The sequence below is a fragment of the Paenibacillus sp. QJM3NY_38 genome (assembly GCF_056173265.1).
Map to the genome: position 1 here is coordinate 21,910 of NZ_JBWBUJ010000002.1, position 13,408 is coordinate 35,317.

The following is a 13,408-nucleotide window of genomic DNA, read 5'->3' on the forward strand; positions in this document are numbered from 1 at the left end:
TATTTTTGGACATAAAAAAAGAAGGCCCTAAAGGCATACGTGTAGTGCGTATGCTTTATAGCCTTCCTATTTCAATCCCATTTTTATTAGCTGTAGCCAGCTATTCACCATCTTTACCGAATTAATAACGGCAAAGAAAAAGAAAGAAGAAAATCTTAATAGTTTTATTATAAAGCTGGATAAATCTGTTGTAAATAAAGGAGAACACAACAAATATCTCCTAGTTATTAAATTTGAAAAATTTCCGATAACAACTATATGATGGTGGTAGACAATACACTTAGAAGGGGTTGGAAGTAAATGAAATTAGGTTTTGAGGTTTGGCTTGATAGTCAACGTCAGACTATTTCCGCAGAGGCTAAGGCGATTTTTGATGAATCTATTATTTGCTACAAGGCTTCTGCATATCGAGGAGCATATATTTTATCGTATCTAGGTTTCATTACTATGGTAAGAGAACGTTTGTTGGTGTCCGGCCCGCCAAGCCCAGAACTTCTTCCCGATCAGTCGAAATGGAAGGATATTCAGGGAGAATTACGGAAACCTGAGAGTTGGGATATAAAAGTTAACAATTTGATAGGGATGGATAACAGTGGGACGGATAAAAACATCTTCTTAATCTCAAAATCTGTAAGAAAAGATGCTGTGCATTTCAAGGATAAACGGAATGATTGTGCACATGGCAAAGATATAGTCAGCTATCCGCATGTAGAGTCCCTGTGGATGTTCATACAGAATCATTCCGGCAAGTTTATGGTCAATGGCGGCGTCGAAGGGTATGTACAGTTAGTAAAATCTCACTTTAACCCGGCAGAAAACGACCCAACCGCTGACTTTACAGAACTTCTGAATATTCTTCCAAGTGTAGTTCATAGTGAAGGTTACGGAACTCTCTTTTCAAAGTTGTTTCAAGTCGTTACGATGAGATACCGCTCCCGGAGTTATTATAAAAACTTTTGGATTTCTCTTTTAGAGAGCGATGAAGCTGTAAGGGGACAATTATTGAACTATCTCAAGGATGATTTGGACGATCTTGAGGGATTTATTTTTGCTTACCCTAAACTGATCCGCTTTTACAATGATGACAATCAGACTTTGAGAAAAATTTGGCATAGAATTATCCCAATTGCACATATATCTGATGAGAACGTGAGTAACTTATACGAAATAACAAGCTGGCTGTTAGAAAATCAAAAGATTCCTCCTGCAGAACTGCCAGACCTTTGGAATAAATGGATTAAGTCGGAAACTCTAAAATGGGTGGGAGATGTACTAACACCTCAATTTGTAGAACTGCTCCGGAGATATGGGTATTTTGAAGCATATAGAAACCACATAATGAATGCAAGTAATGCAGGTTCAAACTATAAATTTTGGTATGATCAAGAGCAACTACTTCCGATTTACTTGCAATATGCTGAACTGGATTCTGATTTAGTCCAACATATTAATGCTCTATCATGTAATCTTCGTTCTTCAGGATCATTTAAAGACCGGATAAGCAAAACTTTAAATGCTGATGGAGGAAAACTCTTAAGTCAGTATCATAAGTACTGCGATGAGTTAGGTATAAGAAGTTATTATTGAAATACAGAAGATTCTCAGCAGGTGATCTACATGGGACCATTCTCTAAAAAGCCGAGTGCTCAAAACACTCGGCTTTACCTATTTTAGGGGATGCTCTTTTTTCGAAATAGTAAATAAGTACTCCAGCCCATTTAAAAATAACGACGCGTAACGCGGCGTTACGTAAAAAATAGTGCTGTTATTGAGCTATTCAGTTATTAATGGCGTATAGAAGCTACATTGATATCATGTAAGGTTAATATGGGAATAAATCTTATGATAGTTAAAGTGAAGAATAAATCTTTAATGAAGTGGATAAACATATGAATAGATAATCACCTGGAGGTATTCATGAGAAGGAAAGATGAATGGAGCTTTAACGACGACCTATTACTAGCCCAAACAGTTCTAGAACACATAGAGAATGGTAAAACTCAACTCGAGGCGTTTGAAGAGGTAGCATTAGGGCTCAAGCGCACCCCAGCAGCATGCGGTTTTCGTTGGAATAGCACTGTAAGGAAAAAATTTGATAAGCAGATTAAATCAGCTAAATTGAAAAGTAAATCTGACAAGAGGCACATTCGAAAAAGCATTGTATCAACTATCACTCACGATAAGGATCTTCATGCAGAACCTCAACATTCCGTTTCTCCGTTTGATCCACTTATTGATACTCTTACAATGTTGAAGCGGGAGTATGAAAGCATGCGGGAAACAATCGATGACTTAACGAAGCAAGTTTCTCATCTCACACTACAAGTCGAGAACCATGAATCGGCCAAGTCTCCTGTAGCAGCATCTCCGTCAGAAGATATGCAAAACTTAATACAAATTATAAGGAGAGCTGAGCAATTAGGATTATTTGAAAAAAATGTACCAAAAGAAAAACCTGCCGGTTAAAGGCAGGTTTTTTGAGTGATTAAGTGCTCCCGTCGCCCTATCGATTCGATCAGGACCTTCTTAATGAACAATGGCTTCAGGCAGTTGTTCAGATTCTTGACGAACCCAAACTGCCTCATAACTGAGTGTAAAGCCGGCATCTACAGAAGCTGCCATCAAGGCTACAAGGAACGTAGTTCCCATTGCTTTAGCTGCTTCTGGAGGAACGGCATTCCCTATATACTCTCTTGCCTTTGCATCGCTACAGCCAGTAAGTTGAAAAGGCAAACCGTTAGGAAGTCTAGCTGGGAAAGATTGAAGCATAGCTAGTTCGAACGTTGTAAGAGGACGATGCCACGTACCATCTTCTGCAATGATGAGATACACCCCTCGATCTTGATCCGCAGGAAAAATGCTTCCTTTTTCCGAAACCTCGGTATTCGGAGATAAAGTGTTTCGCGGATCCGAAACGCTCGCTGCAGACTGCATAATTCGATTTGCGGATCGAACGGTTTTTGCGGTATCATCCCATCGCTGTATGCCATAGCTATCAGGGTGCAGATTGGTTTTACAACGTGGATCCGAAAACGCCAAGGCCCCGCTTCCGAACCGCGTTCCGGTTACACACGGCGAGGGTTCATCTGATCGAACGACCTGGTAAACACCAGGGTGTCTCCCCTTACGTTCTTTTAACCGCGGATCATTCACGCAAACGGCACCATTATTTGGTCCCACAGCCCCTGTTACGGTTTGAGATGACTCATCCCATCGGGATATTCGGTAAATGGAACGATGAGTGCTATTTTCGTTCAAGCCCATCCGAGGGTCCGACACCGCTGTAGCCCCATTACTTCGTCCGGGACCAGCTCCACCTGTTACCGTTCGTGCAATATCGTTCCAATCTTCGACTGCCCAGGCTCCTCTACGAGGCTCGTGTTCAATGCGGTAGTTCCACCAATCCAATTGATTCAGATCTCTCCAATCCCCGCCGGCGGGAATCAGGGCTAGCCGCATCCATGTCTTCCACTCAAGCTTTGGAAGGCGATGAAGCGGGCCGCCTGCGAGGGTATCACCTGGCAATGGCAGATCTCCAAGAACATCGCCAATCGTTTTTAACGGCTTCCGCGGCGGCTGGTAAACGAAGTTACTCATACGCTGTTCATTTCTTGCTATCAATAAATACCGCTTTCTTCGTTCTCCCAGGCCACCTAGCTCCCCACAATCATGGGTATTATCACTCGATAGATAGCCAAAAGACTTCAGCCTCTTTTTAATTCGATCGAGTATTTTTTTCCCTCTGGTCATGATTCTTGGAACATTCTCTAAAAGGATTAGAGCAGGTAGATTGCCACCATACTCGAGGCAGGCTCTAAGCGCGATTTCAAGTCCACGAATTGTTAACTCATTGAGCGCTTGATATTTCTTTGTTTTTGCAGACTTCTCAGGCAGAAGCCCTGAGAACCCTTTACAGGGAGGAGATGTAAAGATAACATCGGGCACTTCCCATCCGAATGCATCCCACAGATCGCCTGGCGTAGCCTCGTACCAATTTTCCGGAGGCTCTTGTCCGTGAAAATCGATGTATTGTTCTCTTGAAAACAAATCCATGCAAACAGCCTTACTGCCGGTGATCATCTCATAATTTTGGCATACCACCGGGTCAGAATCTATGCTGCAGAGCGTTCGGAAACGTCCTACAAACCCCATATAATCCCCGCGGGCTTGAGCAAAACCAAGCGAACCACCGCCGGCGCCGCCAAATAAATGAGCCACGGTGTGTTCCGTTTTAACTTTAGGTTTATTTACACAAACGACCATCCTTATTCCTCCTGCTCCTCCCCGTCTGCACGGGGGAGGAAATTGATATCCCCAGTGCAGAGGGTTAAAGCATTCGATGTATTGGTTTGGTCCTATACCGTGAACAGTCTTCCTGTCTCTCTCTTACTCCAGACAATACGCATATTCTGTAACGTCTTTCCGGGACACTTTACCACCGAAGACACCGTATTTGGCTCTCTGAATACAACGGAGGGTAGCATGCTCCTCTTGTGTCCCGCGTTTATCACGGACGTTGACAGCCGGATTGAATGACGGCCGAATTCCCGCATTAAAAGCTTTGATTGCTGTATTGGAAATCTTCAAATGGATCTCTCCTCTCTTTTGCTCCCTCATGTTAGTCGAACGTTTCACAAGATGCTGGCCGTGATTTCCGAAATTCGTTGGATGTCCGGTTCTGCTTCTTTGTAAAGGCTCGAAATGGTTAAATACTGCTTAGCGGATATCCGTTTTACCTCACTCCAGTTTGTTTCTAAAGTCGACGTGGCTCGATCGTTGATCTCGTCCATCACTTCAAGTACACTTGGTTGCTCCCTTATGACTTTGTAGATAAAACCTCGCTCAACTTCTTTACCATTGTTCAACGCTATCACGTAAACGTCGGCGCTGCCTCGGTCCAGCGAGACAATTTCATTTTCTAGTTCTTCGAAGAAGTCCTCAACACTCGTCTCGCCATCAAAAGGATAAGACCAAATGTAGACTTCGGATTCCGGATCACCCGGAATGACCGAAGTTAAATGAAGATAGCCGGTTTCCGTCGTTAGCTCCGATTTGCCATCCTTCTCCGACCCGTGTTTCGTTAAATAATGCTTGGTTTGGTCACTGCAAATTCTCACGAAACGATGGAAGTCAAAGTCGGAATACACTTTTTCTATAAGTCCTTCGTCCACAAGGATGCAATTAAACAATCGTTGTTCTGTCATTTCAGGTTAGCCTCCTTCTATATCGCTCCAAATTAAAAAAACGAAATCTGCTGTTCAGAACGTTTTGGAACGTAGTTCATGAACAGATATTCCGTCTCCACCTTGCGTTTTTGGCCGAGCGACGCCTTTACGACGGCACCGACCTTCGCTTCTATGGTCACATATTTCCAATCTTTATATAGCTCAAGTACAAGCGGGTCACCATAGTAGGTGACAAGACACTTACCTTCGATATGTTTGAGCATTTCGGCAAGCTCTGCATGATCCTCTTCTCGGTATCCACCTTTGTAGCAATTCTCGCGGCCAACATAAGGCGGATCAACAAAAAAGAAAACATCCGGACCGTCATAACGCTTGATGATTTCACGAAAGTCTAAGCATTCTATCATGACCTTTCGAAAACGCTTCTCAAATGCATCCAATTTGGCAATCGAGGATTGATAATCGGCTGCCGCATTTTTAACTTTCCCAGCGCGCCAACCGCTCGGTTGATTTGGCATGGGGATGATGCTTTGTCTCAGCAGATAGAAATACCGGACTGCACGCTCATAGGGATCCTGGGGCATTTCTTCCCGAAGCCATGTCTCGTATAAATAACGACTTGTCGGGAAAGAAGCTAAGTCATCCAGCAGTTTCTCCTTGTTTTTCCGCAGAACCATGTAAAAATTGACGAGGTCTCCGTCCTTATCATTGAACACTTCGACCTTACTAGGCTGCTCCCGCGCGATGGTCATGTTCGCAGCTCCACCGAACAGATCAACCCAACAATGATGATCTGGTAGATAAGGAATAATTGACCGTGCCAATTTAGCTTTGCCTCCAAAATATCTCAACCCTGACTGTACTACAGTTCCATTTAACGCCATATTCCATCTCTCCTATTTTCCGAAGTCGGTTTATCGATTCGGAAATAGGCAGGACTCTCTCTGTCCTCTTACGTTCTCTCGATTAGAGAAGCGTAAGTGCTACTTATCCCGGTAGGGAGCTCGCAGAAGGGGGCTACAATGAACCGCAAAACGGGAAAATACCCGCTCCTTCATTCACACCTGAAATTAGAGAGTATGGGGGCGCCTTCTTCTCTTCGTCATCATAGCTTCTCCTACTATTTAAGAAGTGCGATTTGAATACGCTGCAGTGCAGCAAAAACATTGTTTTCAGCCATCAAAGCGTAATTGTGTTTGATCAAGTACAACCTTAATTTTGCTATACTCTGGCCAAACTTGCTCTTAAAGTGCTCAAAATCAGCATGCCAATGAAGCTCCGCTAAGGATTGTATAGACTCCAGGAAGCGGGTCAGTTCCCCGGTGATATCTTCTCTCTCCAAAATGCCTTTAAAAGCCTCATATGCTTTGTTCGCATCCTTTTTCTTTTGACGATAGCTGCCGATCAGTTTTTTCAGCTCCTCCATGTTGGCCTCAATGCCATACAAATGAGCTCTGTTTTCGAACTGATCAATCAGTTTGCTTGCCTCAATTGGTGCCTGAAATTGAATCAAAGAAGACACTACCATTTTTTCTCGTTCTATTTCCTTGAGTCTGATCCGGGTAAGCTCGTCCTCAATCAACTCCGCGTACCATGTTGGCTTTGCTCCAAGCGGTACTCCATCGCCGTAAACGCGATATTCAATCCCACTTGCATTAAATAGTTGCTTTAACGGGTCGGATATTGTTTTACCGGTATGGATCTCCACGAAGGGAAGCGGGTGTATCTGTTGAATAAAGGCTACGATCTTCTCCGCAAATGCCGCACATTCATCTTTGCGTGGGTGCCATTTCTGGACAGGGTACGGCTCAACGAGCTCCTGGTACTTGAAAATGCGCTGCCCAAATACGCTTAGAAAGAAAATGTTCTCATGTGGGAAATTACGAACCTCCATATAACGAATGATGTTATTGACCCAACGGCTGCGCGATCCTTGATAGAATGTAAAAGCCGGCATCGAACTAGTTTGCCGGGTTGATGATTCAGTGATCAGGGCAATTCGGTTCAGAACAATCACTCCCTTTCTTTATTTCTCCTTGCAAGTTCGAAGGTCCATCATCCAAATCTTCTTGGGCCCCGTAGGATGACGATCTTGTCGTCTACGGCCATGGCTCTGCCAACTCCCTCCTGGACTTATGCCATCGAATCGGAATCCTGCTGCTCGTAGTGAGGATCCCGCTTCTTCTACCAGTGTATAAGTAATGAGGGAGTGGTATCCCATTTCCTTTGCTACACGTGCAGCAGCTGCATACAACTTACTACAGACGTTTTTATAGGCACGTTGGACGCATAAACGGGTAACTTCTAACGTCTGACCGTTGTCTCGGAAGCGGGACACAGGCCGGCCGGCTGTAAGGACACCAATTAAGCTACGTCCATTGCTGAAGCCAAGCGCAAATTTCATACCTTGCGGAGCTGGATGATGGCGATGATACATGTCAATGAAGTTACATGCTTCTTTAAAAGTCACCGGCACTGGAACCAATTCGAACTTCCTCCAATCCGGATAAAGACATTTCATGTACCGGGTCGCCTGTTTACGGCTAAGGGCAGAGTCCCATAAGACGTCAAATCCTTCGTTCATTAACTCCCAGCGCAGAGAATCTGCACTGTCCAACTCCTCATCTGAAAGCACCATGTACCGCTTCAAATCCTCGTGTACGAATACCCAATAGAATTGTTCGTATCTTCTTGATGAAATTGTGATATGACTCAATTTTCTTCTTTCCTCCTTTTTTGCACAAAAAAAAGAAGACGCAAAAAAAAGCGTACGTATCCCGTACACTTTTACGTCTCCTTTAAGCGCAAATCATATTTAAGCAGCTAGTTGACTGTTGACCCTTCCTCGCCGAAATTGACGGCAAGGAAAATAAAAAAACTTAAGTAATATCAATATTATAGCGTATATTTGTCCTTGGTGTAAATCTTTGGAGAATGCATTAATAGCAGATCTAATATGGTTTTACACACAACTTATATAAAACAAAAAATCCCCGGGAGAGAGCGAGGAGCTCATGGGGATCTAGATACAAACCATATATTAGAAAAATTTAGTTCAGTGCTTCCGTTCTTCCAGACGCTTGATAATTTCCTCACGTTTTTTTCTATTTTCTCTTGTTATCTCGTCCTGTGACTTAAACTGCAGCTTTTTTGGCGTTACATCTGATAATATGATTTTCCGATTCTGCATGCTTATTTCCACCACCTTTGATGATCATTGACACTGTTTGAGGAGCTGCTTATATTGCGAACACTTTGGCTAATACTATAACTGCTCTAAAATATTGATTATTGAATCTTTATTATTTTGTTGAAGCACATTAATCAATTTTTGTATTTTTATATAATGACTTACGAAGATAGATTCAAGTGTGGATTGATTCTGCTCTCTATAACCATTAAGAACCAAATATATTACTTTGCTTGCAACTGCTCTAGCTTTTGGAACGTAGTAGGGTAATATTTTAGAATCATAATGTGCATTATGTACGATCTTATTTCTGTAACGATACAGAAGAAGAATGTCAATACTTATCTCTTTTAATCTATTGTTAATTTGTTCTATTACGAATTTGTTATCAGAATAGAAGCGCTCCCCCTCATAAATTTTATTTAATATTAATCTATTTGATGTATGTGGTGATATCTGATTCAAGTTCTCCAAAAATGGAATTATTGAGACTTTAGTATTTTCTTTAGGTATGAGATTGGTAATTTCTATAAGTTCATTGGGCAACTTCAGTTTAGAATCGGCTATTAAAACTCGAAAGTAACGATATAGATTTCTGAAAGAATCATAAATATAATCAATAATCAAGACATTTGGTATGAATTTCTGAGCAATACTGAATTTCGTTTCTTTCTTTTTATTAAGTAACTCTTGAAAAGAAGTTTTAAAGTCTAGTAAATTCTCTATAGCAATCCAATAATTAACTAATTTTTCCTCTGGTGAAACAGCGTCTTCTGCTTTCCTAAAATAGCGCAAGGAATGAGTAATTCGGTTCTCTATTATTGTTTGAGAATCTGGATTTGCATAAAGATACTTACTTGCTTGATTGAATAGTTCTAGGTGTTCTATTGAGGGTCCTAATTGCTCTAAGTCTAATGCCTCTACCCATCTAAGATAACCATTGTCTTTACTTAATGATCTATGGGATGCGACTTCTAAACCATCCTTAACAACAATATAATTTTCGTGTTCGACTCTAATATTATTATTGGTTAAGTAAATAATCCGAAATAAGTCAAGAGCTCTTTCTAATTTTTGAACAGCTATTTCCCCAGCAGAATAGGTAGTGAAAGCACTGGTTTTTACAGCTGCGTTAATATGATATTCATTCTCTGGGAATCCAAAAAATTCACTCTCACTTTCTTCCTTGACAATGTAGTTTTTTACTCTCGGTGAATATAGATTTACATCTTCGCCAATTTTAATATCAATGTCCCCTTTGATACCTGTAATTCTATAGATGACATAATAGATCTCTGGCTCAGAGAAATAATATCGCTTTAAGGCACTAAGCCTGTCTTCAACAGTAAGGTTATCGATTTCGGCGGCTACTTTTCTAAGACATTCACTTCTATCATCATTTTTATCGGATACAGAATGGGGAAAACTTGTATATATATATGTGTCTTCATCTTCAAATTTTTGATAAAAACTAAAAATGTTATCTGGCATTTTCATAATGTCATTGAGACTGTATCCTTTTAATAGGAATTCAATAATTATATTCTGTGATAATAACGATATGTTCGCTTCATCATCGGAATGCCATTCCGGAGTTAAAAGAATATTGTTTAAAAAAAGCAAGGCATTTTTAAAATATCCTCCTTTTTCAAATATTTCCTTTATGTTTAGACAAATTTGTTTTAATAAGAACTTGTTTTGATCATAATAGGACCGAAGTAATTCAAAATCAGTTCGATAATATTTTTTTATAACAATGTCGTTCTTTAGAAACTCATTAATTTTATTATGGAAATACTGTTTGTTTTCAGAATTCTGCAGTTGATTTGAATCTATTTCATCGATAATGTCCATAACTAATAAATGAGGGTTTTCCATTTTTAAACCATATGATTTATTTGTAATGAGCTCCTCCCATAAATCTACCCAATACTTTATTTTTTCAGTTATCTCATCTGGATTAAAGCGACCCCATAAATCGTTTTGCACTTTATGCTCCTCCCTTATTTACCATCTCTCTAGTTAACCATTCACTACTGCTCTTTAGAAATTTATTATTTCGACACTAAGGACCTTTATCCTACATTCCTAACATAAAAAAGCTACTGAATGATTCAGCAGCTTTTTATCAATAAGACTTTTTGAAAATGAGTGTGGATAGAATTTGAAGTGTAAATTTCCTTCTCTTAAAGAACATGCTCATTACTTATTTTTTCGAACTGATGCCAATTTTTTGTTGATTTTCTCGATGTCCCGCATGATTTGTTCTCTTTTTTCTTTTGAAGAAGCAAAGGCATTCTCCTCTAGTCTAAACTTACCTTTTATGATTTTGCTGTTTTTTTCTGTCACTGCAATCTACCCCTTAGTGGTAATAGAAGCAGTATTGACGAATCTATGAAAAATAAACATGAAAGGAGCCTTCACAGGCTCCCTTTTATTGAAATGTTGATACTATTTTGCTGCAAGAGCTGCAAGTCTGTGAAGACTCTCCTCTTGCTTAATTAGTAATTCACCCAAGTCTTCCCTAAGTTCCTTTGTACGTCCAAGATTTACTTCTGCGGAAGTCCATGCCCGCAAGCTTTCCTTCTGGATCCTATTAATATCTTTAGTTATGGCTTGTAATCGTTCATTACTAGCTTTCAGGCTATTAGTTGAACGTTTAGTTTGCAACATGGCGGTTTCCCTCCTTGTTTAAAAATCCTCTTTCTTCCAGATGCATGCATATTCCTTTGATATAGCGGTACATCTCTTTCATCTCTATTATATCATTCATACCTGTAATTGTAGAGTCATAGTGAAAATTATATACTAGTATTCTTTCCGAAGGTAATTCAATCCAATAACTTGCAACTGTTCTACCTTCACGATCACTAGTTGCATATTCAATGGTGTTTTCACCCTGCACCAATTTTACAGAAGAGTAATGCTCATAATTCGGATCGTCGATGTATATCATTTTTGGAGTCTCGGTTGTCCCCTGCTCGCAAAGCCGATATAAGTAGGGGCCCACAAGTTCAAATAAAGAAAAGTCCGTCACTACCCTGAGATCGGTAGTATTGAATAATCGGTCTTCAGAGCGTAGGCGGTAAATGGTGCTAATTGCTGAATTGAAGCCATCTTCGTTAACCTTAGCTAAGCCCTGCAGAAGTTCAATTTGCTGGTTAAGCAACTTTACCGATTCCTCAGTTTCTATCAAACCTTGAGTACTCTTTTCTAAATTCATATTAAGATTATCTATGATATCTCGATAACGTCTGTGTATTTCTGTATGCTCAGCAATCACTGCATCCAAATTGTTTTCCCTATACAAAAGCTTTACCCATTCTTGAGCTGTTTTAAAAGTGTACTTATTCTCTTTAAAATAGGGAAGAAACATTTCGTATTCTTCCCGTTTGAAGATTCTGTACGCTTCAGAGTTAAAGTAAGGATCGCTAATCGTAAGCATGCGTGCCAGATTCGCGATTAATGACATGATCAAAGAGGCAGCGATAACTACATAGCCTACTATGGCATACCATGAATCAAAGTGGAGGTTTGGAACATTTGAGAAACCTATGAATCCTAAAATTCCACCCAAGCCCAAATATGTAAGCCAAGTTTGTAACTTGCTTGAGAAGATAGCGGAAAATTTGTTGAAACTTTCTTCTGACATCTTTTTATACTTAAAACCGCTCAATGAACGTATCAACCAAACTCCAAACCAGCCCTGTGTTTCTTTAAAACGGCTCCTTCCTTTCAAAAGAGGAGGGTCGAAAGATCTTTCTATCATTTCAAACCAGCTAAGATACTCAATTCGATCTTCTGGATCTTTATGTTCTCCAGGCAAGTTAGAACCTCCCTTGGTCTTAAATCTACCATATTGTAACACATACTCATAAACCCAGACATACTCTTTTACAATAACGGTAACAAGTCGATGTTCATCTGTATACCATCATACCGATCCTCTAAGACGGAGAACAATCGGACATTAAAAGAGATAGCTTCTTCAGAAGTCATCCATGTCGGCACGGATTTACTCCCACTCAGGGTCTGCAGCTTACCGAATATCCGTCCGTTCAGCCAGGATGAAGCATCCGCTGAAAACCATGGATATTGAAGCAGTAATTCCGTAGAACCTACACCAAGCGCGTGGAAATTCGCTATATCACCGAATCGTTTAAAAATTTCATCGAACAGCTGTGCACGACGCTTACGACCAACAAAGACGGAACCGCCAATGGCAATGACCTCATAGCCTTGATCGATGTAATCCTGCAGCACGGCCAGCGAATTCTGGACATGATATACCGGAATTGGCTTTCGGCCAACAGCCCGCTCCAAATAAAGCGTATTCGCCTGTGTTGTTTCCGGATCCCCAATCTTATCGATCGTTAAAAATTGATAGATGATATCACACTGTGTTGCTTCACGAACTCCGCATATTCATCCAGGTCTAGCGGTTTCACTGTTTTCCCTTTCCGCTTAGCTTCATGAAGGGTCTTCTCCCCCGGATCGAGCATGACGCATTTATAATCAAATCCCAGCTCGCGAAGGTTATCCTTCCAGGTTGCTGCGGTGTCCGATCGAACGGTAAAGTAGTTAATCAAGACGAACAAACCGCCGTTCTGTTTTACGATCCTCACATCACGTTTCCCTTTGCTGATTCCAGAGTAAATGTATCGCAATCCCTTTAAAGAAAGACGAACGCCGGCTGGCGTTCGAAGTACCTTACAGATATCGATCATAATAATACGGATTAAAGCAGCAAGTGCGCTTGAAAACTTTTGAATCCGGATCAATTCTTTTAAGGTGATTACTCTTTGGTGAAACAGAATAGCTAGGGCTTGTCTCAGACGTTCCCGGGGAATACGATTCGCTTCGTTCCCGCTGGATGTTTTGATGTATACGTATTTTTCAGTAACGCGTTCAATTGTATTTGCTCTGCCAGTCACCGTATGTACCTGGTAACCAGGTTTTCCGTATTTTCGGAAGAATAGCCGTTCCTTTGCCTCCGCTTTTGCCAAGAAATGAATTGTAGACATGGGCGCCT

At 40.8% G+C, this 13,408-nt stretch carries 14 protein-coding genes; 2 read left to right on the forward strand and 12 right to left on the reverse strand.

Annotated elements, in window-relative coordinates; translation table 11 throughout:
- Positions 1-300: 300 nt before the first annotated feature.
- Together AC0VZ8_RS33885 and AC0VZ8_RS33890 are read left to right on the forward strand one after the other, a co-directional pair.
- Positions 301-1,587 (forward strand): hypothetical protein, encoded by a 1,287-nt coding sequence (locus tag AC0VZ8_RS33885; protein WP_475487913.1) that lies wholly within the window; start codon positions 301-303, stop codon positions 1,585-1,587.
- Positions 1,588-1,917: 330 nt separating this feature from the next.
- Positions 1,918-2,466 (forward strand): hypothetical protein, encoded by a 549-nt coding sequence (locus AC0VZ8_RS33890; protein WP_475487914.1) that lies wholly within the window; start codon positions 1,918-1,920, stop codon positions 2,464-2,466.
- Positions 2,467-2,526: 60 nt separating this feature from the next.
- On the opposite strand, the gene AC0VZ8_RS33895 is transcribed toward AC0VZ8_RS33890, so the two are convergent.
- From AC0VZ8_RS33895 to AC0VZ8_RS33950, 12 genes are all read right to left on the reverse strand, one after another.
- Complete coding sequence (locus AC0VZ8_RS33895; protein WP_475487915.1) at positions 2,527-4,263, reverse strand: DNA cytosine methyltransferase; 1,737 nt, start codon at positions 4,261-4,263, stop codon at positions 2,527-2,529.
- Positions 4,264-4,386: 123 nt separating this feature from the next.
- On the reverse strand, positions 4,387-4,587 hold the full coding sequence (locus AC0VZ8_RS33900) for a hypothetical protein (RefSeq protein ID WP_475487916.1): 201 nt from the start codon (positions 4,585-4,587) through the stop codon (positions 4,387-4,389).
- A gap of 44 nt (positions 4,588-4,631) precedes the next feature.
- Positions 4,632-5,204, reverse strand: coding sequence for a hypothetical protein (locus AC0VZ8_RS33905; RefSeq protein WP_475487917.1), 573 nt, complete (start codon positions 5,202-5,204; stop codon positions 4,632-4,634).
- A gap of 32 nt (positions 5,205-5,236) precedes the next feature.
- Positions 5,237-6,070 carry a DNA adenine methylase gene (locus AC0VZ8_RS33910; RefSeq protein ID WP_475487918.1) on the reverse strand — a complete coding sequence of 278 codons (834 nt, stop codon included), beginning with the start codon at positions 6,068-6,070 and terminating at the stop codon, positions 5,237-5,239.
- A gap of 236 nt (positions 6,071-6,306) precedes the next feature.
- Positions 6,307-7,203, reverse strand: coding sequence for a hypothetical protein (locus AC0VZ8_RS33915; protein ID WP_475487919.1), 897 nt, complete (start codon positions 7,201-7,203; stop codon positions 6,307-6,309).
- A 9-nt stretch (positions 7,204-7,212) separates the two neighbouring features.
- Positions 7,213-7,971: an XF1762 family protein gene (locus AC0VZ8_RS33920; RefSeq protein ID WP_475487920.1), complete on the reverse strand. Its 759-nt coding sequence runs from the start codon at positions 7,969-7,971 to the stop codon at positions 7,213-7,215.
- A 480-nt stretch (positions 7,972-8,451) separates the two neighbouring features.
- On the reverse strand, positions 8,452-10,365 hold the full coding sequence (locus AC0VZ8_RS33925) for a hypothetical protein (RefSeq protein ID WP_475487921.1): 1,914 nt from the start codon (positions 10,363-10,365) through the stop codon (positions 8,452-8,454).
- 213 nt (positions 10,366-10,578) lie between these two features.
- On the reverse strand, positions 10,579-10,725 hold the full coding sequence (locus AC0VZ8_RS33930; RefSeq protein ID WP_475487922.1) for a hypothetical protein: 147 nt from the start codon (positions 10,723-10,725) through the stop codon (positions 10,579-10,581).
- Between the two features lie 102 nt (positions 10,726-10,827).
- On the reverse strand, positions 10,828-11,049 hold the full coding sequence (locus AC0VZ8_RS33935) for a hypothetical protein (RefSeq protein ID WP_475487923.1): 222 nt from the start codon (positions 11,047-11,049) through the stop codon (positions 10,828-10,830).
- Positions 11,036-12,202, reverse strand: coding sequence for a hypothetical protein (locus AC0VZ8_RS33940; RefSeq protein ID WP_475487924.1), 1,167 nt, complete (start codon positions 12,200-12,202; stop codon positions 11,036-11,038). Before AC0VZ8_RS33940 ends, AC0VZ8_RS33935 begins: the two co-directional genes overlap by 14 nt.
- A 68-nt stretch (positions 12,203-12,270) precedes the next feature.
- The gene (locus AC0VZ8_RS33945; protein ID WP_475487925.1) at positions 12,271-12,699 is read right to left on the reverse strand and encodes a hypothetical protein; all 429 of its coding nucleotides are present in this window, start codon (positions 12,697-12,699) and stop codon (positions 12,271-12,273) included.
- A 50-nt stretch (positions 12,700-12,749) separates the two neighbouring features.
- Entirely contained in the window at positions 12,750-13,400 is a 651-nt protein-coding gene (locus AC0VZ8_RS33950) for a hypothetical protein (protein WP_475487926.1), read from the reverse strand.
- Positions 13,401-13,408 lie beyond the last annotated feature (8 nt).